General features: G+C 73.4%; 19 protein-coding genes. 5 read left to right on the forward strand and 14 right to left on the reverse strand.

Annotated features, from left to right (window positions below):
• Positions 1–508: 508 nt before the first annotated feature.
• The 7 genes from tyrS to ACETWP_RS10820 all read right to left on the reverse strand — a co-directional run bounded on the left by tyrS (position 509) and on the right by ACETWP_RS10820 (position 9,093).
• Positions 509–1,828, reverse strand: a complete 1,320-nt coding sequence (gene tyrS, locus ACETWP_RS10790; RefSeq protein ID WP_373972252.1) for a tyrosine--tRNA ligase — start codon at positions 1,826–1,828, stop codon at positions 509–511.
• 31 nt (positions 1,829–1,859) lie between these two features.
• Positions 1,860–4,160, reverse strand: a complete 2,301-nt coding sequence (locus tag ACETWP_RS10795) for a UvrD-helicase domain-containing protein (protein ID WP_373972253.1) — start codon at positions 4,158–4,160, stop codon at positions 1,860–1,862.
• A 50-nt stretch (positions 4,161–4,210) separates the two neighbouring features.
• A complete protein-coding gene (locus ACETWP_RS10800) occupies positions 4,211–4,747 on the reverse strand; it encodes an adenine phosphoribosyltransferase (RefSeq protein ID WP_373972254.1) in 537 nt (178 codons plus the stop codon).
• A gap of 143 nt (positions 4,748–4,890) precedes the next feature.
• Positions 4,891–5,517 (reverse strand): DNA-3-methyladenine glycosylase, encoded by a 627-nt coding sequence (locus tag ACETWP_RS10805; protein WP_373972381.1) that lies wholly within the window; start codon positions 5,515–5,517, stop codon positions 4,891–4,893.
• Positions 5,518–5,576: 59 nt separating this feature from the next.
• Positions 5,577–6,314, reverse strand: a complete 738-nt coding sequence (locus tag ACETWP_RS10810) for a maleylpyruvate isomerase family mycothiol-dependent enzyme (protein WP_373972255.1) — start codon at positions 6,312–6,314, stop codon at positions 5,577–5,579.
• A gap of 145 nt (positions 6,315–6,459) precedes the next feature.
• Positions 6,460–7,881 carry an argininosuccinate lyase gene (argH, locus tag ACETWP_RS10815; RefSeq protein WP_373972256.1) on the reverse strand — a complete coding sequence of 474 codons (1,422 nt, stop codon included), beginning with the start codon at positions 7,879–7,881 and terminating at the stop codon, positions 6,460–6,462.
• A complete protein-coding gene (locus ACETWP_RS10820; protein WP_373972257.1) occupies positions 7,882–9,093 on the reverse strand; it encodes an argininosuccinate synthase in 1,212 nt (403 codons plus the stop codon).
• 136 nt (positions 9,094–9,229) lie between these two features.
• On the opposite strand from ACETWP_RS10820, the gene ACETWP_RS10825 reads away from it, so the two are divergent.
• Together ACETWP_RS10825 and ACETWP_RS10830 are read left to right on the forward strand one after the other, a co-directional pair.
• Positions 9,230–9,646: an ankyrin repeat domain-containing protein gene (locus ACETWP_RS10825; protein ID WP_373972258.1), complete on the forward strand. Its 417-nt coding sequence runs from the start codon at positions 9,230–9,232 to the stop codon at positions 9,644–9,646.
• A gap of 2 nt (positions 9,647–9,648) precedes the next feature.
• On the forward strand, positions 9,649–10,179 hold the full coding sequence (locus tag ACETWP_RS10830; protein WP_373972259.1) for a macro domain-containing protein: 531 nt from the start codon (positions 9,649–9,651) through the stop codon (positions 10,177–10,179).
• A gap of 76 nt (positions 10,180–10,255) precedes the next feature.
• On the opposite strand, the gene ACETWP_RS10835 is transcribed toward ACETWP_RS10830, so the two are convergent.
• The 6 genes from ACETWP_RS10835 to argC form a co-directional block, all read right to left on the reverse strand.
• A complete protein-coding gene (locus ACETWP_RS10835) occupies positions 10,256–10,783 on the reverse strand; it encodes an arginine repressor (RefSeq protein WP_373972260.1) in 528 nt (175 codons plus the stop codon).
• On the reverse strand, positions 10,780–11,751 hold the full coding sequence (argF, locus tag ACETWP_RS10840) for an ornithine carbamoyltransferase (protein ID WP_373972261.1): 972 nt from the start codon (positions 11,749–11,751) through the stop codon (positions 10,780–10,782). The genes ACETWP_RS10835 and argF overlap by 4 nt, the downstream gene beginning before the upstream one ends.
• Positions 11,748–12,965 (reverse strand): acetylornithine transaminase, encoded by a 1,218-nt coding sequence (locus ACETWP_RS10845; protein ID WP_373972382.1) that lies wholly within the window; start codon positions 12,963–12,965, stop codon positions 11,748–11,750. Before ACETWP_RS10845 ends, argF begins: the two co-directional genes overlap by 4 nt.
• 68 nt (positions 12,966–13,033) lie before the next feature.
• On the reverse strand, positions 13,034–13,990 hold the full coding sequence (gene argB, locus ACETWP_RS10850; protein WP_373972262.1) for an acetylglutamate kinase: 957 nt from the start codon (positions 13,988–13,990) through the stop codon (positions 13,034–13,036).
• Between the two features lie 8 nt (positions 13,991–13,998).
• Complete coding sequence (gene argJ / locus ACETWP_RS10855) at positions 13,999–15,204, reverse strand: bifunctional glutamate N-acetyltransferase/amino-acid acetyltransferase ArgJ (RefSeq protein ID WP_373972263.1); 1,206 nt, start codon at positions 15,202–15,204, stop codon at positions 13,999–14,001.
• On the reverse strand, positions 15,201–16,232 hold the full coding sequence (gene argC, locus ACETWP_RS10860) for an N-acetyl-gamma-glutamyl-phosphate reductase (protein ID WP_373972264.1): 1,032 nt from the start codon (positions 16,230–16,232) through the stop codon (positions 15,201–15,203). The genes argJ and argC overlap by 4 nt, the downstream gene beginning before the upstream one ends.
• Positions 16,233–16,411: 179 nt before the next feature.
• On the opposite strand from argC, the gene ACETWP_RS10865 reads away from it, so the two are divergent.
• Genes ACETWP_RS10865 through ACETWP_RS10875 form a run of 3 tightly spaced genes read left to right on the forward strand, consistent with a single transcriptional unit; the run spans position 16,412 to position 22,673 of the window.
• Positions 16,412–17,419 (forward strand): quinone oxidoreductase family protein, encoded by a 1,008-nt coding sequence (locus tag ACETWP_RS10865; protein WP_373972265.1) that lies wholly within the window; start codon positions 16,412–16,414, stop codon positions 17,417–17,419.
• The gene (locus tag ACETWP_RS10870) at positions 17,416–21,285 is read left to right on the forward strand and encodes a Pls/PosA family non-ribosomal peptide synthetase (RefSeq protein ID WP_373972266.1); all 3,870 of its coding nucleotides are present in this window, start codon (positions 17,416–17,418) and stop codon (positions 21,283–21,285) included. The genes ACETWP_RS10865 and ACETWP_RS10870 overlap by 4 nt, the downstream gene beginning before the upstream one ends.
• Positions 21,282–22,673, forward strand: coding sequence for a M1 family metallopeptidase (locus ACETWP_RS10875; protein WP_373972267.1), 1,392 nt, complete (start codon positions 21,282–21,284; stop codon positions 22,671–22,673). The genes ACETWP_RS10870 and ACETWP_RS10875 overlap by 4 nt, the downstream gene beginning before the upstream one ends.
• A 10-nt stretch (positions 22,674–22,683) precedes the next feature.
• On the opposite strand, the gene ACETWP_RS10880 is transcribed toward ACETWP_RS10875, so the two are convergent.
• Positions 22,684–23,385 carry a 4'-phosphopantetheinyl transferase family protein gene (locus tag ACETWP_RS10880; protein WP_373972268.1) on the reverse strand — a complete coding sequence of 234 codons (702 nt, stop codon included), beginning with the start codon at positions 23,383–23,385 and terminating at the stop codon, positions 22,684–22,686.
• Between the last annotated feature and the right edge of the window lie 49 nt (positions 23,386–23,434).

Here is a 23,434-nt window from a genome sequence, read left to right on the forward strand (position 1 = left end):
GCCATTCACCAATCGATAAAAAATCGGTGTCAACAAACATGGCACACTATTGAGTTCTCAAACAACAGACAGCTTACGGTTCCGAGCGAATGAATTCGAAAGAATTCGTTTTCTTTTCGCTTTTCGTCCGTAGCGATATTTATAATTTATTCGACGATCTGCTTGCTGTCAAATCGGTGTTTTCCGACTCGATCGCGACCAGATCGGCGCTCCCTGCCTCTCATCCGGCGTTCTCCGGCGCTCTAAAGCGTCCGGTGATTTCCGGGTGATGGGAAGGGGGTGGCCGCCCCGCGATTCCCAGCGTTTCCGCTGTCCTCGTCCCGGCGACTCAGAAAACAATACAGGCGTCCGCGGTCGACGCCAAATCGTCCCCGACGCCCGGGCGTGTCGCGCCGTCGTCGGGCCGTCGTCGGGCCGGACAGGCGCCTCTCCCCGGGCCCAGTAATGCAGAAAGGCCGCGCCGCCGGGAGCAATCCCGGTGGCGCGGCCCCTCGGCGAACCGGTTCGGCTAGCCTGCGACCTCGACCATCGCCAGGTGCTTCTTGCCGCGGCGCACCAGCAGGTAGCGGCCGTGGAGCAGGTCGTTGCTGCCGAGTACCTCGCCGGCATCGGCGATCTTGCGGTTGTTCACGTAGGCGCCCCCCTCGGACACCACCCGGCGCGCGGCCGATTTGGAGTCGGACAGACCGGAGGCGACCAGCAGGTCGACGATTCCCAACGCATCGGAGGCAACGGTCGCGCCGGGCAGTTCGGCCGTGGCGGCCTTAAGGGTCACCTCGTCGAGGTCCTCCAAGGCACCCTGGCCGAACAGCGCCCCAGACGCGGCGATCACGTTCTCGGTCGCGCGCTGCCCGTGCACCAAAGTAGTGACCTCGTAGGCCAACGCGCGCTGCGCCTCGCGTGCGAAGGGGCGTTCGGCCACCGCCGCCGCGAGCGCCTCGATCCGCTCCCGCGTCATGAAGGTGAAGACCTTGAGACGGTCCACCACGTCGGCGTCGGCGGTGTTGAGCCAGAACTGGTAGAAGGCGTAGGCGCTGCACATCGCCGGATCCAGCCAGATGGCGTTGCCCTCGCTCTTGCCGAACTTCGTACCATCCGAGTTCGTGATCAGCGGCGTACCGTAGGCGTGCACCGACGTGCCCTCGACCTTGCGGATCAGGTCGGTCCCGCTGGTCAGGTTGCCCCACTGGTCGGACCCGCCCGTCTGCAGGACACAGCCGTAGTCGCGAAACAGCTGGAGGTAGTCCATGCCCTGCAGGATCTGGTAGCTGAATTCGGTGTAGCTGATGCCTTCGTCGGAGTTCAGGCGCGCCGCGACGATGTCCTTCTTGATCATGGTGCCGACGCGGAAGTGCTTGCCGATCTCGCGCAGGAAGTCGATCGCGGACATCGGGGCGGTCCAGTCCAGGTTATTCACCATGCGCGCCGCCGACGGCCCCTCGAAGGACAGGAAGCGCCCGACCTGCCCCTGGAGGATGTTGACCCACTCGTTGACGGTCTCCGGGGTGTTGAGCACCCGCTCGGCGGTCTGTCGCGGGTCGCCGATCAGGCCCGTGGAACCACCCACCAGGCCGAGCGGCCGGTGCCCCGCCAGCTGCAGCCGGCGCATGTTCAACAGCTGCACGAGGTTTCCGAGGTGCAGAGAGGGCGCCGTTGGATCAAAACCGCAGTAGTAGGTGATCGGCTCCCCCGCGAGGAGCTCCTCCAGCTCGGACTCGTCGGTCGAGACGTGGACGAGCCCGCGCCACTTCAGCTCCTGCCAGATGTTGGGGAAGGACGGATCGTTGCTCTGCTCCGCGATCGCGCGGTTCTGTTCGCTGGATAACACGCGCTTAAACCTAGCAGTAGGGACCGCCCCGCTAGTCGAGGGACTCGATCCCGTCCGGGACATGACCTTCCGCGAGCACGCGGAGCCGCTGGGTGGCGCGGGTCATGGCGACGTACAGCGCCCCGACAGTCCCCTCGGCCTCCTCGACCAGTTCCTGCGGCTCGAGCACCACGACGACGTCGAACTCCAGGCCCTTGGACTCCGCGGCGGTCGTCACGACGATGTCCTGGTCCAGCCCGCCGGAACCGCCGCCGACGCGCCGCCCGTACAGCCCGACCACGGCGGCCCTGGCAGCGCGCAGCCGCTCGGCCGGCACGATGACCGCGACCAGGCCCCCCTCGGCGAGATCGACCTCGCCCGGGAGCACCTCGACCAGCCGGCCGATCAACCCACCGGCGGGCACGCGGTCCACGATCGGCGCCCAACGGCCCTCCCGGACCGCCTTCGGCGTGGAGACCACGAGTCCCGCGGACTGCGCCATGCGGGCCGCGGCCTCGGCGATCTGGGTGGGCGTGCGGTAGTTCACGGTCAGCTCCTCGAGCGCGAACCGGTCACCCACGAACGGGGCCATGGCCGCGTCCCAGCTGGACGCACTGGCCGCGGAGCTGGCCTGCGCGATGTCCCCGACGACCGTGAAGGACTTCAGCGGGCAGCGCCGCATCAGCAGGCGCCACTGCATGGGCGAGAGTTCCTGCGCCTCGTCGACCACAACGTGCCCGTAGGCCCACGTCCGGTCCTGCGCCGCGCGCTCGGCCGCGGTCATGCTCTCCTCGGTCTCCTCGTTGAGGTCCGCGAGGTCCTCGGCGCTGACGAGCCCGTCGTTGCCGGTTTCACGCAACATCGAGTCGACGTTGCGCAGGGCCTGCTCGGCGTTGGCGATGTCCCGTTTGCGGGCCGCCTCGCGTTGGGCCTGCTCGTGCCCGCCCGTGGCGTCGTGTTCCCCGAGCAGCTCTGCGGCCTCGTCGAGGAGCGGCACGTCGGCCTCCGTCCAGGGCGCGTCCGGCTCGCGGCGCAGGGCCCGCAACTCGGCCTCGGTCAGATGCGGCGCGGCGGCGGCCAGCTGCTCGGGTTTCGAGAAGAGGTCGCGCAGGAGCTTCTCCGGCGTCATGGGCAGCCAGCACAGGTTCAGCGCGATCCGCACGTCACGCGAGGATCGCACGTCCTCGATGAGGTAGGCGCGGTCCACGGAGTTGCCGGTGCCCGAAGAGTCCTCTAGTCGCTCCTGCAACTGGTCTGCCAGCTCGCGGAGGAGGATCTTCACGAACGTGGTTCGGGCCTCGTTGTGCGGCTTGTGCGTGGCGCGCGCCTTGTCGCGGGCGCGCCTGACCTGCCGCACGCCCAGGACCAGCGACGTTCCCTCGACGACGACGCGGCGGTCACCGTTGGGCAGGCGCTGGCGGTTCGCAACCGCGCGGGCGACCACCTCCGCCATGTCCAGCCGGCCCTTGATGCGGGCGACCTCGCGGTGCGGCTCGGGGACGGCACGGATGCCGGGCAGGAGGCGGCCGACGCTGGCCATGACGACGCCGGTTTCCCCGAGGGACGGCAGCACGCGTTCGATGTAGCGCATGAACGAGGACGACGGTCCCACCAGCAGCACGCCGGCGGACTTGAGCCGCTCCCGGTGTTGGTACAGCAGGAAGGCGGCGCGGTGGAGCGCGACTGCGGTCTTGCCCGTGCCCGGACCGCCCTGGACGACGAGGACGCCCGCCAGCGGCGAGCGGATGATGCGGTCCTGCTCCGCCTGGATGGTGCTGACGATGTCGGCCATCCGGCCGGTGCGCTTGGACGTCAGGGCGGCCAGCAGGGCGCCCTCGCCCTGGTGCTGGGCACCCTCCGCCAGAAGCGCCGAGTCCAGCACGTCGTCCTCGAGCGCCACCACGTTGCGGCCCTTGAGGATGAGGTGCCGGCGGCGGCGCACGCCGTGGCGGTCGAACGCGGTGGCCTGGTAGAACGCGCCCGCCTCGGGGGCCCGCCAGTCGATCATCAGGCGCGACTGGTCCTCGGCGGTGAGTCCGATGCGCCCGATGTAGCGCGCGTCGGCGTCGCCATCGCGGGCACGGTCCTGCCCGGGGGGCGCCCCCTCGAGGTCCAGGCGCCCGAACACGAGTCGGTCCTCGACGGCGTTGAGCTGCGCCAGGCGGTCCTCGTACATGCTCGCGAAGGCGTCGCGCTCGGAGACATTCTGCATCGATCCGACGGCGCCGCTGCGGCGCACGCGAGCCAGCTGGCCCGCCTTCTCCTCACGGAGCTCGTCCAGTCGTCGGTACAAACCGGAGACGTAGCTGCGCTCGAGTTCCAACTCCGTCGATGGAGACGGTGACTCTGGCATGGATCCTCCCTCATGCGGATCGGCGGACAGACAAGTCTACTCCGCGGTTCTCAAACCTTTTGCAGCGCGTGGACCAGGTGGTCCGTCAAGTGCCGGCGCCCGTTCAGGCCCTCCAGTTCCAGCACGACGCCGATGCCCGCCACGGGGCAGCCGACGCGCTCCACCAGCCGCACGGCGGAACCCACCGTCCCGCCCGTGGCCAGGACGTCGTCCAGGATCAGCACGCGGGTCCCCGGCGGCACGTCGTCCCGGTGCAGCTCCAGCGTCGCCGTCCCGTACTCGAGCGCGTAGTCCTCGGAGTGCACCGGGCGTGGCAGCTTGCCCTTCTTGCGGATCGTGAGCATCCCCGTGCCCGTCGCGTAGGCCGCCGCGGCGGCCAGCACGAACCCCCGCGCCTCCAGACCGGCGACGACGTCGAACGTCCCGACGAAGGGCTCGACGATCGCGTCGACCACGCGGCGCAGCCCCTGCGCGTCGGCGAAGACGGGGGTGAGGTCCTTGAAGGACACGCCGGGAACGGGGTAGTCGGGGACGACCGCGCAGAGGCGGTCGAGGAGTTCCGGGATGCTTTCCGTCCGTGATTGCACGCAACCACTCTATCCGTTGGAGAGAACCGCCCGGTCCGCGCCTCCCACTGCCGACCCTGGCCGGCCGCGCCGGACCCGGACCCGGACCCCGACCTCTCCAGTGAGCCGCACCGGCTTCTTCGCGCCGGCCTACTTCGGCCGGGCTACTCCGCCGCCCCGCGTGGCGGGCGGGCGACCGCCGCCCGATAGCGGGACACGGTCTCCTCCCCCGGCAGCCAAAACCGCCAGGCGTAGGCGTCTCCGCCGCCCGGACCGGAGACGCCGACGCGCGGGCCGCGCATCATGCCCGCCGGCGGGCGCGCCGCCACCCCGTCGAGGGTCGCCGCCGGGGTGCCGAGGGTCAGCGCCGCGGTGCCGAGGACGGCGCCGTCGTACCGACGGTCCAAGCCGAGCGCCTGCGCCAACTTGGCCGGCCCGTTGGCCAGGTCCCTGTCCCGTGCCGGGCCGCGCCGGCGTGCGGCGGCGGTCGAGCGCCCCTCCACGACCTCGCCGGCGCGCATCAGGACGGCGGAGGCCACGCCGTCGCCCCCGCACACGATGTTCGCGCAGAAGTGCATCCCGTAGGTGAAGTAGACGTAGAGCGTCCCCGGCGGGCCGAAGAGGGCGGAGTTGCGGGCGGTCCGGCCGCGGTAGCCGTGGGAGCCGGGGTCGCGCGCGCCCTCGTAGGCCTCCACCTCCGTCAGCCGGACGGCGACGCGCTCCCCGTCCACCTCCGTGGCGACGACGGCGTTCAGCAGCAGCGGCGCCACGTCGAGGGCGCCGCGGCGCAACGCTCCGAGCCCGACGTCGTCGGGCGCGGGTCCGGTCGAACCCGTCGCGTGCCCGCCGGTCACGCGGACGCCGGCACCGCCGACGGCCAGGGGCCGAGCGCCGGCAGCTCGCTGGCGTCGGCCGAGGCGGTCGCGCGGATCGGCCCCGAGGGCTCGCGGCCGGCGATCCAGGCGGCGAGGTCGAACTCCATGCCCGTGATGACCGTGCTGTGGCCGCCGGCGCCCAGGACCACCGGCGGCCGCCCGGTGGGCTGCAGGACCACCCGGGTCCCGGCGGGCAGGCGCACGGAGAGGAAATCGAAGAGATGCCGGGAGAACTCGGACGGCCAGTCGACGGGCCCGGCGCCCAGCCCGAGGTCCGCCGTGTGGATGAGCGCCTCGCGCCAGGCACCCAGCACGCAGTCGCGGACCGTGCCCTCACCCCGGAAGCTGGTGGGGGCGTCCCACCCGTCCTCGGGGATGTCGCCGAGGGCGCGTTCCAGGAGGTCCAGCCCCTCGAGGGCGCGCTCGGCCAGCTTCGCCGGCGCCATGAGGGCTCCGAGCGCGATGCGGTCGTTCCGCCCCTCCATGCCGCCGTCGTAGAACGCGACGCGCTCCCCGCGGCGGGCGTGCTCGAGCTGCCGGGCGATCGCCCGGGACACGCCGTCCACGTGGGCGACCACGTGCGCGCGCGTCCAGCCCGGCAGCGCCGAGGGCTCCGCCATGGCGGTTCCCTCCAGGGAGCCGATCGCTGATCGGAGGCCGCCGACGGCCTCCCGGACGAAGGCCTTGAGGGCCGGGGGCGAGAGCGTGGTCATGCGCACAGCCTACCGCCGGCCCCGCGGGACGCGGCGGAGCCGGACGCGGGGAGAAAGGCACCAGCGGAACCGGGCCGGCGCGGAGGACCGGCGGACGCGGCGCATGCCGCGCCCGAGGTCCCCGGGCGCGGCGGTCGGGCGCTGGCTAGCCCTCGCCCGCGTACGCCCGCGCGGCGGCGGCCTGCTCCCGCAGCGCGGCGAGCTGCGCGGCGACGGCCGAGGGGGCCGTGCCGCCCTGGGCGTCCCGCGACGCCAGCGAGCCCTCCGTGCTGAGCACCGTGCGGACCTCCGGGGTGAGCGCGGGCGAGATGCCGGCGAACTCGGCGTCGGTCAGGTCCCACAGCTCGACACCGCGGGACTCGGCCAGCTTCACGGCGGCGCCGGAGAGCTCGTGCGCGTCGCGGAAGGGCACGCCCTGGCGCACCAGCCACTCGGCGACGTCCGTGGCCAGCGCGAAGCCCAGCGGCGCCAGCTCGTGCATGCGCGCCGTGTTGAACCCCAGCGTCGCGACCATCCCGGAGACGGCCGGCAGCAGCAGCTCCAGCGTGTCCGCGGCGTCGAAGACCGGTTCCTTGTCCTCCTGCAGATCGCGGTTGTACGCGAGGGGCAGGCCCTTGAGCGTGGCGAGCAGCCCCGTGAGGTCGCCGATGAGCCGGCCCGACTTGCCGCGGGCGAGCTCCGCGACATCCGGGTTCTTCTTCTGCGGCATGATCGAGGACCCGGTGGAGTAGGAGTCGTGCAGGGTGACGAAGGAGAACTCCTTCGTCGCCCAGAGGATGACCTCCTCGGAGATCCGGGAGAGGTCCACGCCGATCATCGCGCAGACCCAGGCGAACTCGGCGAAGACGTCCCGCGAGGCGGTTCCGTCGATGGAGTTCCAGACGGCGGAATCGAAGCCCAGCTCCGCGGCCACCGCGTTCGGGTCCAGCCCCAGGGAGGACCCGGCGAGGGCGCCGGAGCCGTAGGGCGAGACGGCGGCGCGCCGGTCCCAGTCCGTGAGCCGCTGCACGTCGCGCAGGAGGGCCCAGGCGTGGGCCAGCAGGTGGTGCGAGAGCAGCACCGGCTGGGCGTGCTGGAGGTGCGTGCGCCCGGGCATCGCGGCGTTCGGATGCGCCTCGGCCTGGGCGACGAGGGCGTCGACCGTGGCCAGGACACCGCGGGCGATGATGCGCGCGTGGTCGCGGAGGAACATCCGGCCCAGCGTCGCGATCTGGTCGTTGCGGGAGCGGCCGGCGCGGAGCTTGCCGCCCAGCGCCGGGCCCGCCCGCTCGATGAGCCCGCGCTCCAGCGATCCGTGCACGTCCTCGTCGGACTCCGACGCGGTGTAGGCGCCGGAGACGACGTCGGCCTCCAGCCGGCCGAGCGCGTCGAGCATGCCCTCCAGCTCGGCGTCGTCGAGCAGGCCGGCCGCGCGCAGGACGCGCGCGTGGGCCCGCGAGCCGGCGATGTCGTAGCGCGCCAGCCGCCAGTCGAAGTGGGTCGACTTGCTCAGCGCGGCGAGGGCGTCCGCCGGTCCGCCGGCGAAGCGCGCCCCCCAGAGCGCGCCCTCGTTGGTGGACGAGGCCATCTACTCGGCTCCGCCCGTGAGGCGGTGGTCCCGCTCCGAGGCGACCTTCGAGGTCAGGCCGAAGATGTCGATGAAGCCGCGGGCGCTGGACTGGTCGAACGTGTCCCCGGTGTCGTAGGTCGCCAGGTCGAACCGGTACAGGCCGGTGTCGGACCGGCGCCCCTCGACCGTCGCGCGGCCGCCGTGCAGGACCATGCGGATGTCGCCGGAGACGTGCCGCTGGGTGTCCTCGATGAACACGTCCAGCGAGCGCTTCAGCGGGGAGAACCACAGCCCGTCGTAGACCAGCTCGGACCAGCGCTGGGAGACGCCGGCCTTGAAGCGGGCCTGGTCGCGCTCGACCGTGATGTTCTCGAGGTGCTTGTGGGCCTCCATGAGGACCATGGCGCCCGGCGCCTCGTAGATCTCGCGGGACTTGATGCCGACGAGGCGGTCCTCGACGATGTCGATGCGGCCCACGCCCTGCGCGCCGCCGCGGCGGTTGAGCTGTTCGATGGCCTCCAGCGGCGTGACGGCGATGCCGTCGATGGCCACCGGGACGCCCTGCCGGAAGCTGATGGTGACCTCGTCCGGGGCCGGCGGGAACTCCGGGGAGTCGGTGTAGCTGTAGACGTCCTTCGTGGGGCCGTTCCAGATGTCCTCGAGGTAGCCGGTCTCGACGGCGCGCCCCCAGACGTTCTGGTCGATCGAGTACGGGTTCTTCTTCGTGGTCTCGATCGGGAGGTTCTTCTCCTCCGCGTACGCGATGGCCTTGTCGCGCGTCAGGGCAAGGTCGCGGACGGGCGCGATGCACTTCAGGTCCGGACCGAGGGTCTGGATGCCGACCTCGAAGCGGACCTGGTCGTTGCCCTTGCCGGTGCAGCCGTGGGCGACCGTCGTGGCGCCGAACTGCTTCGCGGCGGTCACCAGGTGCTTGACGATCACGGGCCGGGAGATCGCGGAGATCAGCGGGTAGTGGTTCTGGTACAGCGCGCCGGCCTTCAGCGTGGGCATGCAGTACTCGTCGGCGAACTCGTCGCGGGCGTCGGCCACGTAGGCCTCGACGGCGCCGCATCCAAGCGCGCGCTGGCGCACGGTCTCCAGCGACTCGCCGCCCTGTCCCACGTCGACCGCCACGGCGATCACTTCGGCGCCGGTGGCGTCGCCGATCCAGCCGATGGCGACCGAGGTGTCGAGGCCGCCGGAATAGGCGAGGACGATGCGTTCCTTCACGGGGTGCTCCTAGGTTCTCCCGGCGCTGCCGGGCAGGTGGCGATCATTTCTTATTCACAAGTCTACATAAATATGCAGTCACCGCAACGGGCGACCCGCCCGCGGCGCCGCCCCACCCAACGGTAACCTTTGATGCATGACACAGGACCCGCAGGGAGCGACTCCCGGACTCACCGAGGAGGAACTCGCATTCCTCCACTCCACCTTCGACCTGGCCCGTTCCGGCGACGCCGAGAAGCTGCTGGCGCTCGTGGACCAGGGGCTTCCGGCCAACCTGACGAACCCGAACGGCGACACCCTGGCGATCCTGGCCGCCTACAACGGCCACGACGCGCTCGTGCGCGGGCTCCTCGAGCGCGGCGCGGACGTCAACCGGCTGAACGACAAGGACCAGTCGGCACTCACCTGCGCCGTGTTCCGGCAGAACGAGCCCCTGGTGCGCCACCTGCTCGAACACGGCGCGGACCCCCGGCTGGGCCGCCAGAACGCCGTCGCCGTGGCCGAGATGTTCTCGCTGCCGGAGATGGCCCGGGTCATCGGCGAGTACCTCTAGCCATGCGGGTCGCGGTCCTGCGCGGGGACATCGCCGCCCAGGAGGCGGACGCGATCGTCAACGCGGCGAATTCGGCGCTGTCCGACGGTGCCGGCGTGAACGGCGCCCTCCACGCCGCGGCCGGTCCGGCGCTCGCGGCGGCCTGCCGGGAGCTGCGCCGCCGCGACCTCCCCCGGGGCCTGCCCGTGGGGTCCGCCGTGGCGACGGCCGCGGGCCGGCTGGCGGCCCGCTGGGTCATCCACACCGTCGGACCCAACCGCCACGCGGGCGAGACGGATCCGGCCCTGCTCGCCTCCTGCTTCACCTCGAGCCTGTCGGTCGCCGCCGGGCTCGGGGCGCGCAGCGTCGCCTTCCCGGCCATCGGCGCGGGGATCTTCGGCTGGGACGCCGCCGAGGTCGCCGACGTCGCGGCCGGCGCGCTGGCCCGCTGGTCCGCCACGGACGCGGCCGGGAGCATCGACGAGGTGCGCTTCGTCCTGTTCGGCCCCGAGGCCGAGGCGGAGTTCCGGCGCGCGTTCGCCCCGCGGGACTGACGCGGCGCCGCCGGACCCCGCGGGACCGGACACGCCGGAACCGGGGACCCCGGGACGGAACAACCCGGGTGGCGCGCTACTGCGGGTCGGCGAGCGTGAGGAAGCGGGCGGCGATCTCCTCGCCGCCGTCGGGCTCACGGGTGACCAGCACGACGGTGTCGTCCCCGGCGATGGTGCCCAGCACGTCCGGGAGGATCGAGTGGTCGATCGCCAGCGCCAGGAAGTTGGCGGCCCCCGGCGGCGTCCGCAGCACCACGAGGTTCCCGGATGCCTCCGCCGTCACCAGCAGTTCGGCGCAGAGCTTCGCGAGCCGCGCGTCGAGGACCTCCTGCGTGAGCCCCGTGCGCGGCGTGCGGTCCCCGCCGTCGGACCGGATCGCGTAGACCAGCCCGCCGTCGACGCCGCGCACGCGGATGGCACCGAGCTCCACGAGGTCCCGGGACAGCGTCGCCTGGGTGACCTGCACGCCCTCCCCCGCCAGCAGCGCGGCGAGCTCGGCCTGCGAGCGCACCGATTCGGATCCGAGGATCGACTTGATGCGCGCCTGCCGCGCGATCTTGGTCGACGGCTGCGCGGACGGCTGTCCCGGGGGCTGGACGCTCATCGTCGCGTCCCGCCGTCCGCTGCGGCCAGCCCGGACCGGACCATGAGCCAGGCCATGAGCGCCTTCTGGGCGTGCAGGCGGTTCTCCGCCTCGTCCCAGACCACCGACTGGGGGCCGTCGATGACGTCCGCGGAGATCTCGTACCCGCGGTACGCGGGCAGGCAGTGCAGCACGACGGCGTCCTCGGCCGCCAGGCGCAGGGCCGCGGCGTCCACGGCGTAGGCGTCGAAGAGGCGCATGCGCTCCTCCTTCTCCTCCTCCTGCCCCATGGACACCCAGGTGTCGGTGGCCACGACGTCGGCCCCGGCCAGCGCGGCGGCCGCGTCGGTGGTGACCAGCACGGACCCGCCCGTCTCCGCGGCGCGCCGCTCGGCCGCCGCGACGACCGACGGGTCCGGCAGGTAGCCCTCCGGTCCCGCCACGCGGACGTGCATGCCGGCCGTGGCCCCGGCCAGGAGGTAGGAGTTGGCCATGTTGTTGGCCGCGTCTCCCAGGTAGGTCATGGTCAGTCCCGCCAGCGCGCCCTTGTGCTCGCGCACCGTGAGCAGGTCCGCCAGCAGCTGGCACGGGTGGTAGTCGTCGGAGAGGGCGTTGATCACGGGCACCCGGGAATTCGCGGCCATCTCCTCGAGGCCGGACTGCGCGTAGGTGCGCCACACGATCGTGGACACCATGCGGGAGAGCACGCGCGCGGAATCGGCGACGGTCTCCTTGTGCCCCAGCTGGGACTCCCCCGCGTTGACGACCAGCGGCGATCCCCCCAGCTCGGCGATGCCCGCGGCGAAGGACACCCGGGTGCGCGTCGAGGTCTTGTCGAAGAACACGGCGACGGTCTGCGGCCCGGCGAACGGACGGTGGCCGAAGCGGTCGGCCTTCATCGCGGCCGCGAGGTCCAGCACCTCGTTCTGCTCGGCCGGGCTGAGGTCGGTGTCGGTCAGGAAATGGCGGACGGTGGCGGGCGTGCTCACGGGGTCTCCTCGGAGGTGGCGGCGGCGTAGATGGCGGGCAGGGCGTCGACGAAGCCGAGCAGCTGCCCCTCGGTGACGATCAGCGGGGGCGCCAGGCGGACGGTGCCCGGGCCCGTCGCGTTGACGATGAATCCGGCGTCCAGCGCGTGCCGGACGACGGCGGGGGCGATCTCGGCGGCGAGGTCGAAGCCGATCAGGAGGCCGTGGGCGCGCACCCCGGTGACGAAGTCCAGCGCGCCGAGCGCCGCGGCGACGGCCGCGCCCGCCCGCCGAGCGTGTTCCAGGAGACCCTGCGACTCGATGGTGTGCAGGGTCGCCAGCGCGGCCGCGGTGGCGACCGGGTTGCCGCCGAACGTGGTGCCGTGCTGGCCGGCGGCCAGCAGCGTCGAGACGTCCTCGCCGAAGGCGATGAGCGCCCCGATGGGGAACCCCCCTCCCAAGCCCTTGGCCAGGGTCATGGCGTCGGGGAGGACCCCCTCGGAGGCGAACCAGGAACCGGTGCGCCCGACGCCGGTCTGCACCTCGTCGAAGACGAGCAGCGCCCCGGCGTCGCGGGTGATCTCCCGCGCGGCGCGCAGATACCCCTCGGGGTGGCCGCGGACCCCGGCCTCGCCCTGCACGGGCTCGATGAACACCGCGGCCACCGTCTCGTCCACCGCGGCGCGCAACGCGTCGGCGTCGCCGGCGGCGACCCACTCCACGCCGCCCGGGAGCGGTTCGAAGGGCTCGCGGTAGGCGGCCTTCCAGGTCAGCGCGAGCGCGCCCATGGTGCGGCCGTGGAAGGCGTTCTCCAGGGCGACGATCCGGGTCCGCGGCTTCCCCCCGGCCCCGGGGGCGGAATTGCGGCGGGCCAGCTTGAACGCGGCCTCGTTGGCCTCGGCGCCGGAATTCGCGAAGAACACCCGGGAGCCGGCCGGGGCGCCGGAGAGCGCCAGCAGCCGCTCGGCGAGCGCGATCTGGGTGGGGCTGGTGAAGAAGTTCGAGACGTGGCCGAGCGTGGCCAGCTGGCTCGACACCACGCTGGTCACGAACGGGTGCGCGTGGCCAAGCGCGTTGACGGCGATGCCGGCCAGCAGGTCCAGGTACTCCTTCCCGTCCGCGTCCCAGACCGTGCAGCCGGATCCGCGGACCAGGACGCGTTGCGGGGTGCCGAAGACACCCATCAGCGAGCGGTTGTACCGCTCCAGGAGCTCGGGCCCGTGCAGCCCGGCCAGGGCTCCGAGCCCGGCGGTGTCGGCGAGCCCGGCGGTGTCGGCGAGCCCGGCGGTGCCGGCTGAATCTTTCACTTGTCCTCCTCGCGCGGGACGATCTGGGTGCCCACGCCGGCGGAGGTGAAGACCTCCAGCAGCATGGAGTGGGCCAGGCGGCCGTCGACGATGTGGGCGCGTTCGACGCCCTCCTCGACGGCCCGCAGGCACGCGGCCATCTTGGGGATCATGCCGGACTGCAGCCGCGGCAGCATCTCCCGCAGCTCGGACGCGGCGAGCGAGCTGATCAGCGACGACTGGTCCGGCCAGTTGGCGTACAGCCCCTCGACGTCGGTGAGGATCACCAGCTTGGAGGCGCCCAGCGCGGACGCCAGGGCCGCGGCGGCGGTGTCCGCGTTGACGTTCAGGACCTGCCCGGTGGGCTCGCCGTCCGCGTCGACCTCCGGCGCGATGGTCGAGATGACGGGGATGCGGCCAGCCTTGATGAGGTCGAGGATGGCGCGGGGCTCGACGCCGGTCACCTCGCCGACCAGCCCCAGGTCGACGTCCTCGCCGTCGACGACGGTTCCCGTCCGCCCGGCGCGCAGCAGTCCCCCGTCCTCCCCGGAGAGGCCCACGGCGTAGGGGCCGTGCGAGTTGACCAGACCGACCAGCTCGCGGCCCACCTGGCCGGTGAGGACCATGCGGACGACGTCCATCGCCTCGGGCGTGGTGACGCGCAACCCGCCCCGGAACTCCGACTCGATGCCCAGGCGCGCGAGCATGGCGCTGATCTGCGGCCCGCCCCCGTGGACGACGACCGGGTGGATGCCGGCGTGGTGGAGGAACACGATGTCCTCGGCGAAGGCGCGGCGCAGGTCGTCGTTGACCATGGCGTTGCCGCCGTACTTGACCACCATGGTGGTCCCGGCGAACCGCTGGATCCACGGCAGGGCCTCGATGAGGGCCTCGGCCTTGCGCTGTGCCGCGGCGCGCGCGCCGCCGTCGTCGTCGTGGTCTGGCCGCCGTGCGGCCTGCTCGGTGCTGCCCATGGGATTTCCTAGCTGCTGTAGGCGGAGTTCTCGTGCACGTACTCGTGCGTGAGGTCGTTGGTCCAGATGCAGGCCTCGGCGTCGCCGGCGGCGAGGTCGATCTCCACCAGCACCTCGCGTCCCGAGAGGTCGACGAGCGACCGGTCCTCGCCGATGCCGCCGTCGCGGCAGATCTGCACGCCGTTCATGGCCACGTTCAGGCGGTCCGGCTCGAAGGCGGCGCGGGTCGTGCCGACGGCGGAGAGCACGCGGCCCCAGTTGGGGTCGCGGCCGAAGATCGCCGTCTTGAACAGGTTGGACCGGGCCACGGCGCGGCCGACCTCCTCGGCGTCCTCCTCTGTCGCCGCGTTGAAGGTGCGCACGGTGATGTCGTGGGCCGCCCCCTCAGCGTCGCGGATGAGCTGAGCGGCCAGGTCGGTGCACACGGCGGCGAGCCCCGCGGAGAATTCCGCGGCCCCGGGCGCCGTCCCGGAGGCGCCGGAGGCCAGGAGGATGACGGTGTCGTTCGTGGACATGCAGCCGTCGGAGTCGGTCCGGTCGAAGCTGACGCGCGTGGCCGCCCGCAGGGCGGCGTCCAGCGCGGCGGGTTCGACCGCGGCGTCGGTGGTCAGCACCACGAGCATGGTCGCCAGCCCGGGGGCGAGCATTCCTGCGCCCTTGGCCATGCCGCCGATCGAGTAGCCGCTGCCGCGGAAGCCGGCCTCCTTGGGCACGCTGTCGGTGGTCATGATGGAGGTGGCCGCGGCCGCTCCCCCGTCCTCCCCCCGGCCTCCGGCGAGCGCGGCGGCGGCCGCGTCGATGCCCGGAAGCAGCTTGTCCATCGGCAGCTGTTCCCCGATGAGCCCGGTGGAGCACACGAGGACGTCGCCCGGGCTCACGCCCAGGGCGGCGCCGACGTGCTCGGCGGTGGCGTGGGTGTTCTGGAAGCCCAGGGGCCCGGTGCAGGCGTTGGCGCCGCCGGAGTTCAGCACCACGGCGTCGGCGCGGCCGTCCGAGACCGCCTGGCGCGACCAGTGCACGGGGGCGGCGGCCACGCGGTTCGACGTGAAGACGGCGGCCGCGTGCCGCAGCGGGCCGTCGTTGACGACGAGCGCGAGGTCGGGCTTGCCGGAGGCCTTGAGACCGGCGGTGACGCCGGCGGCGCGGAATCCGGCCGGGGCGGTGACGCCGACCGCGGGCGCGGCGGGGGCGGCTGCTTCGGGGGTGGTGGTCACGGGGCGATCCCTTCGAGGTCGAGGCCCGCGGATTCGCGCAGGCCCAGGGCGATGTTCATGGACTGGACGGCGCCGCCGGCGGTCCCCTTGGTGAGGTTGTCGATGGCGCAGACGACGATCACGCGCCCGGCGTGCTCGTCGAAGGCCAGCTGGAGGGTGGCGTGGTTGGAGCCCAGGACCTGCTTGGTGTGGGGCCACTGCCCCTCCGGCAGCAGGTGCGCGAACGGCTCCGCGGCATAGGCGGACTCCCAGGCCGCGCGCAGCGCGGCGGCGCCGACGCCCGGCCGGACCCGCGCCGTGGCGGTAGTCAGGATGCCGCGCGCCATCGGGGCCAGGGTCGGGGTGAAGGAGACGCGGACCGGCTCACCGGCCGCGCGGCCGAACCCCTGCTCCATTTCCGGGGTGTGGCGGTGGCCCCCGCCGACGCCGTAGGGCCCCATGCCGCCCATGACCTCGGAGCCGAGCAGGTGCGCCTTGGCGGCCTTTCCCGCCCCCGAGGTGCCGGACGCGGCGACGATCACGACGTCGTCGGGCTCCAGCAACCCGGCGGCGAAGCCGGGGACGAGCGCCAGCTGCGCGGACGTGGGGTAGCAGCCGGGGACCGCGACGCGGCGCGCCCCGCGCAGGGCCTCGCGGGCTCCGGGCAGCTCGGGGAGGCCGTAGGGCCACGAGCCGGCGTGCGCGGAGCCGTAGAACTTCTCCCACGCGGCCTCGGACTCGAGCCGGTGGTCCGCGCCCGCGTCGATGACCAGCGTCCGCTCGGGCAGGCGGGCCGCGAGCTCCGCGCTGGCCCCGTGCGGCAGGGCGAGGAAAACGACGTCGTTCCCGGCGAGGTTCTCCGCGGTGGTGTCCACCAGCACGCGGTCCGCCAGGGAGTGGAGGTGGGGCTGCAGCGAACCGAGCCGCTGGCCCGCGTTGCTGTGGGCCGTGATGGCCCCGATCGCCACGTCCGGATGGTGCGCGAGCAGGCGGAGGACCTCGCCGCCCGCGTAGCCGCTGGCGCCTGATACCGCTACAGAGATGGTCATGCCGCGAGTCTACAGCCGATTTATGCACACTGGCTAATAATTATTCATGACGCATGGCGCCGCGGACGGCGTCCGGCAACCCGCGCGGGCTACTGTGGTGCCCGGAAGCCGGAAACCGCCGCGGTCCGCGACAGCGCGCCGCGGCCGCCGGGCAAGCCTGCCCAGAAGGAGCGATCCCCATGCCCCACGCCGTCCAAGCCGTCCGCGCCGGCGGACCCGATGTGTTCGAGGTCGTCGAGGTCCCGCGTCCCGCGCCGGGTCCGGGCCAGCTGCTGGTCCGGGTGGCCGCCGCGGGCGTGAACTTCATCGAGACCTACCAGCGCTCCGGCGTCTACGCGGTGGACTACCCGTTCACGCCGGGCACCGAGGCCGCCGGGACGGTCGAGGAGCTCGGCGAGGGCGTCGAGGGGTTCGCGGTCGGGGAACGGGTCGCCACCACGGAGGGCTCGGCCACCTACGCCGAGTACACGCTGCTCGACGCGGACAAGGCCCTGCCGGTCCCGGACGGCGTGCCCGACGACGTGGCCGCGGCCCTGCCGCTGCAGGGCATCACGGCCCACTACCTCGTCAACTCCAGCTACGACGTGCGCCCCGGCGACGCTGTCCTCACCTACGCGGGAGCCGGCGGGGTCGGGCTGCTCCTGATCCAACTGCTGAAGCTGCGCGGGGCCACGGTCATCACCACGACGTCCACGCCGGAGAAGGCCGAGCTGGCGCGCGCGGCCGGCGCCGACCACGTGCTCCACTACGCGGACGTCCCCGCGCGGGTCCGCGAACTCACCGGGGGCCGCGGGGTCGACGTCGTCTACGACGGCATCGGGAAGGACACCTTCGACGGCTCGCTGGCGGCGCTGCGCACCCGCGGCACGCTGGTCCTGTTCGGCGGGGCCTCCGGGCAGGTCCCCCCGTTCGACCTGCAGCGGCTGAACGCGCACGGCTCCCTGACCGTCACCCGGCCCAAGGTGGCGGACTTCCTGCTCACGCCCGAGGAGCGGCGCTGGCGCTCCTCGGAGATCTTCGGGCTGGTCGCCGTCGGGAAGCTGGACGTGCGGATCGGCGGGCGCTACCGGCTCGCCGACGCGGGACGGGCGCACGCCGACCTCGAGTCCCGCGCCACAACGGGCAAGCTGATCCTGGTTCCCGGCGGGCCGGCTCCCGCCGACCCCGGCGCGGCCGCGCGGGCGTGAGCGCCCACCTCCCCCAGCTGCCCGGCTCTGCCTCCGCGCCGGAGCCGCGGACGCTGATGGACGTCCTCGCGGAGACCGCCGCCGAGCACCCCGAGGCACCGGCGCTGGACGACGGCGACGCGGCGCTCAGCTACTCCGAGCTCCTGGCCGCGGTCAAGTCCCGGGCGCGCGACCTGCACGCGTCGGGGCTCGGGGCCGGCGACCGGATCGGCGTCCGCGTGCCCTCCGGCACCCGCGAGCTGTACATCGACATCCTGGCGGTCCTCGCCGTCGGCGCCGCCTACGTGCCGGTCGACGCCGACGACCCGGACGAGCGCGCCCGCCTCGTCTTCACCGAGGCCGGCGTCGCGGGCATCCTCCGGGGCGGCCGCCGGGCCGTCGTCGCGAAGGAGCGCGCGGCGCCGCACCCCGCGCCGCGCGACCCCCGGCCCGGGGACGACGCCTGGGTCATCTTCACCTCGGGCTCCACGGGAACCCCGAAGGGGGTCGCCGTCACGCACCGTTCGGCGGCGGCCTTCGTGGACGCCGAGGCGCGGATCTTCCTGCGGCACGAACCGCTCGGTCCCGGGGACCGTGTCCTCGCGGGACTCTCCGTGGCCTTCGACGCCTCCTGCGAGGAGATGTGGCTCGCGTGGCGCCACGGGGCCTGCCTGGTGCCGGCCCCGCGTTCGCTGGTCCGCTCCGGCGTCGACCTGGGTCCGTGGCTCGTGATGCGCGGCATCACCGCGGTCTCGACCGTCCCGACGCTCGCCGCCCTGTGGCCCGCCGAGGCCCTCGAGAACGTCCGGCTGCTGATCTTCGGCGGCGAGGCGTGCCCGCCCGAGCTCGCCGCCCGGCTTGCCGTCGAGGGCCGCGAGGTCTGGAACACGTACGGGCCCACCGAGGCGACCGTCGTCGCCTGCGCCGCCCCCCTCACCGCGAGCGGCCCGGTGCGCATCGGCCTGCCGCTGGACGGCTGGGACCTGGCCGTGGTCGACGAGGCGGGCGTGCCGGTCCCGGAGGGCGGGACCGGCCAGCTGATCATCGGCGGGGTGGGGCTGGCGCGCTACCTCGATCCCGCGAAGGACGCCGAGAAGTACGCGCCGATGGAGACGCTCGGCTGGGACCGCGCCTACCGTTCCGGGGATCTGGTGGTCTTCGATCCGGAGGGCCTGCTGTTCGTCGGCCGCGCCGACGAGCAGGTCAAGCTGGGCGGCCGCAGGATCGAACTCGGGGAGATCGACGCGGCCCTGCAGTCGCTGCAGGGGGTCGCCGGCGCGGCCGCGGCCGTCAAGACGACGGCGGCCGGCCACCAGATCCTCGTGGGCTACCTCGCGGCGCCACCCGGCTACGACATGGCCCCGGCCCGGGAGCGCCTGGCCGAGGCGCTCCCGGCCGCGCTGGTGCCCCTGCTCGCGGTCGTCGGGGAGCTGCCCACCAAGACCAGCGGCAAGGTGGACCGCGACGCCCTGCCGTGGCCGCTGCCCGGCACCGGGGACGACGGCCCGGCGGCCCTGCCCGCCCTGGCGCCGGACGCCCGCTGGATCGTCGACCAGTGGGAGGCGGTCCTCGGGACCCCGGCCGCGGGCCTCGACGCCGACTTCTTCGCCAGCGGCGGCGGATCGCTCACCGCGGCCCAGCTGGTCTCCGCCCTCCGCCGGCGCTACCCCACCGTGACGGTGGGCGACATCTACTCCCATCCGCGGCTCGGGGCGCTCATCGAGGCCGTGGCCGGCACGGTCGGAATCGACGCCGACGCCCGGCCGCGGCACGTCGCCCGGACCACCCGGCGGGCCCAGGTGTTCCAGACGCTGATGGGGATCCCGCTCTTCATCCTCGTCGGCATGCGCTGGCTGACCTACCTCATGGCCCTGAACAACGTGCTCGCCGCGCTCGGGGTGCTGACCGCGGCGCCGACGCTCTCCTGGTGGTGGGTGGGTGCCTCCTGGCTCCTCTTCGTGAGTCCCCCGGGTCGCATGGCCGTGGCCGTGGCCGCCGCCCGCGTCCTGCTGCGCGGCCTCCGGCCAGGATCGTATCCGCGCTCCGGCAAGGTGCACCTGAGGCTGTGGCTGGCGCAGCACATCTCGGACCTCGTGGACCCCGTCAGCCTGGCCAGCGCGGCGTGGGTGCCCTACTACGCCCGGGCCCTCGGCGCGAAGGTCGGACGCGACGTGGACCTGCACGCGGTCCCGCCCGTCACCGGCATGCTGGAGCTCGGCCGCGGCGCGTCCATCGAGCCGGAGGTCGACCTCAGCGGCTACTGGCTCGACGGCGACCGCCTCCACGTGGGCATGGTCCGGGTGGGCGCCGGGGCGACGGTCGGCGCCCGCAGCACGCTGCTGCCCGGTGCGCTTGTCGCCGACGGTGCGCACGTGGCCCCGGGGTCCGCCGTCGAGGGCCGGACCAAGGCCGGTCTGGCCTACGCGGGCTCCCCCGCGCGCCGCACCGGAACGGCCAAGGCGCCCCGGCCCCGCGAAGGCACGGGTCCGGGCGCCCTAGGCACCGCCGCGTTCGGCCTCGCCTCGGCGGTGCTGGCGGCGATCCCCTACGCGAGCGTGCTGGCCGCCGTCGCCGTGGCCGCGCCGTGGCTGCGCGACCACGGGTCGCTCTCGGACGCGGTCCCGGCCCTCCTGGCCGCGGTCCCGCTCGCGGCGGCCACCTGGTTCGTGCTCAACATGGCGCTGACGGCCGGCGCGGTGCGCCTCCTGTCCCTCGGGATCGTCGAGGGCTGGCATCCGGTCCGCGGGCGCGTCGGGTGGCAGGTCTGGGCGACGGAACGGATCCTGGACATGGCGCGGGACCTGCTTTTCCCGCTCTACGCCAGCCTGTTCACCCCGGTCTGGCTGCGCATCCTGGGGGCCAAGGTCGGGCGCAACGTCGAGGCCTCGACGGTCCTACTACTGCCCAAGATGACCACCATCGGCAGCGGCGCGTTCCTCGCGGACGACACGATGGTCGCCTCCTACGAGCTCGGCGGGGGGTGGATGCGCGTGGCGCCGGCGAGGATCGGCAAGCGCGCCTTCCTCGGGAACTCCGGGATGGCCGGCGCCGGGCGCCGGGTCCCGAAGAACGGGCTGGTGGCGGTCCTCTCCGCCACACCGGCCAAGGCGAAGGCCGGCTCCTCCTGGCTGGGCAGCCCGCCGGTGCGGTTGCGGCGGACGGCGGTGGAGTCCGACGACGCGCGCACGTTCGATCCCCCGCAGCGGCTCAAGGTGGCCCGCGCGCTGTGGGAGCTCTGCCGGTTCGTCCCCGTCATGGTGACGGTCGCGGTCGCCGCCCTGGTGCTCGCGCTGCTGGACGCCGTCGCCGTGCGCGCCGGATACGTCCCCGCGGCGCTGTTCAGCGGCGTCGTCATGCTGCTCGCGGGCGCGGCGGCCGCGCTGAGCGCCGTGCTGGCCAAGTGGATCCTCGTCGGGCCGATCCGGGCCGGCGAGCACCCCCTGTGGAGCTCGTTCATCTGGCGCAACGAGGTCGTCGACACCTTCATCGAGATGGTCTGCGCCCCGTGGTTCGCCCGCGCGGCGTCGGGCACGCCCGCCCTGGTGTGGTGGCTGCGCGCCCTGGGCGCGAGGATCGGCCACGGCGTCTGGTGCGAGAGCTACTGGCTACCGGAGGCGGACCTGGTCCGGCTCGGGGACTCGTCCACCGTCAACCGCGGATGCGTGGTCCAGACCCACCTCTTCCACGACCGCGTGATGGCCATTGATACGGTGGAACTCGCCGCGGGGTCCACGATGGGCCCGCACGGCGTCGTTCTCCCGGCGGCCTCCCTGGCCGCCGGCGCCACCGTGGGACCGGCGTCGCTGGTCATGCGCGGCGAAACCGTTCCGCCCTCCAGCTACTGGATGGGCAACCCCGTCAAGCCATGGAGTGGCCCCAGCCTATGAGCCCCAAGCGCAAGCCGAGCCGCCCGAAGAACCAGCCGGTCCTCCCGGATCCGTACGTCCCCGGGTCCGGCAGTCCCGACTACCGGGTCCGGCACTACGACCTGGACCTCGAGTGCAAGCTCGGCGGGAACCGCCTGGACGGGCGGGCCCGCATCCGCGCGGCGGCGGAGGTCGACCTGCGGCGCATCGAACTGGACCTCGCGGGGCTGCGCGCCACGAAGGTGCTGGTCGACGGCAGGAAGGCGGCCAGGTTCACCCACGCCGCCGGGCGGCTCGTCGTCGTCCTGCCGGCCGACATCGCCGCGGGCGAGGACTTCGAGCTCGACGTCCGCTACGGGGGCAGGCCGCACCCGCGGCGGGCCACCTGGGGCGAGGTCGGGTGGGAGGAACTCGAGGACGGGGTCCTCGTCGCGGGCCAGCCCAACGGGGCGGCCACCTGGTTCCCGTGCAACGACCACCCCAGCCAGAAGGCGACGTACCGCATCGGCGTCACCACCGACGCCGGCTACCGCGCCGTGTCGAACGGGGACCTGGTCCGCCACGCCAGGAGGTCCAGCCGCGAGGAATGGGTCTACGAGCAGACGCACCCCATGGCCACCTACCTGGCGACGCTGCAGATCGGACGCTACGGGTGGTTCGACCTGCGCCCGCCGGCGCCGTTCGCCACCGGCCGCGCCCGGCACGCGGACCCGGCCGAGCCCCCCGAGCAGCACGTCGCGGTGGGACCGGCGCTGGCGGCGCGGGCCCGTGCCGCGCTGGCCGACCAGCAGCGGATGATGGAGGCCTTTATCGAGGCGTTCGGTCCCTACCCCGCCGGCAACTACACCGTCGTGGTCACCGACGACGAGCTGGAGATCCCCCTCGAGGCCCACGGCATCACGATCCTGGGGCGCAACCACCTGGCGCCCGGGTGGGAGCAGCAGCGGCTGATCGCCCACGAGCTCTCCCACCAGTGGTTCGGCAACTCGCTGACCGCCGAGCGTTGGGACGACATCTGGATGCACGAGGGCTTCGCCTGCTACGCGGAATGGATCTGGTCCGAGGCCTCGGGCTCGCTGACCGCGGATGCGCGTGCCCGCACCGCGTGGCGGGCGCTGGACGCGCTGCCGCAGGACATCGTCGTCGGGGACCCCGGGCCGCAGGACATGTTCGACGACCGTGTCTACAAGCGCGGCGCCCTCGCCCTGCACGCCCTGCGGCTCGCGCTCGGCGACCTCGCGTTCTTCGGGATGCTGCGCGCGTGGACGATGCTCCACCGCCACGGCTCCGTTTCCCACGCCGCGTTCGTCGAGCACGTCGACGCCCACGCGCCCGGCGGCTTCTCCGCCGGGGCGTTCCTCCGGCCCTGGCTCTTCGACGCGGCACTGCCGCCGTTGCCCGCGGCCTGATCCGGACGTCCTAGTCACGCGGGAGCAGCACGGCGGCGGCGACGAGGCCGGCCGGGAGGCCGACGCGTTCGGCGTCGACCTGCTCGGCCACCGCCCGCGGGTCCCGGAGCGCCTCGTGCCGCCCGGCGCCGGCCACCACCGGCGGGCCGCCGGGCCCCGCGATGCCCTCGCCCAGCGCCTTGCCCAGCGCCTCCTTCAGCGCCCACCACCGGGCACGCGCCAGCGGGCGCCCGCCCGGTTCGAGGGCCTCCAGCAATGCGCGCTCGCGCGGCGCGTAGGCGACGTCGTCCAGGGGGTTGCCTCCGGGTTCCTCGGCGAACGCCGGGCTGGCGGCGTCGGCCAGGTCCACCCCGATCCTCCACCCCGGGGGGCCGACCCCGACCAGCAGCCAGCCGGACGCGCGCGAATAGCTCAGCGGCACCGGCACCGCCGCGCCGTCGGCCACCAGCTCCGGGCGCCCGTGCGCTCCGGGCCCGCACCACGGGCAAACGGTCCAGACCTCCAGCGATCCGGGGCCGCCGGGCGCGTCAAACAGCCCCGCCGCCAGCTCGCGGACCAGAAGGCGCCCCGCGACGAAGCGGCGCCGGGCGTCCCCGGAACCGTGCGCGTCGGCGCGTTCGCGCTCCGCGGGCGTCAGCCACCGCTCCGGCAGCCCCGCCGCGGCCGCGAGGGGCGCTGCGGCCAGGGCGATGCTGGGTCGGGTGTCGCCCACCGGAACCTCCCTCGGCCTCGTGCGCCCTTGCGGACGCGCCCAGTCTAGG

Source organism: Arthrobacter halodurans, assembly GCF_041877255.1.
Lineage (GTDB): Bacteria > Actinomycetota > Actinomycetes > Actinomycetales > Micrococcaceae > Arthrobacter_N > Arthrobacter_N halodurans.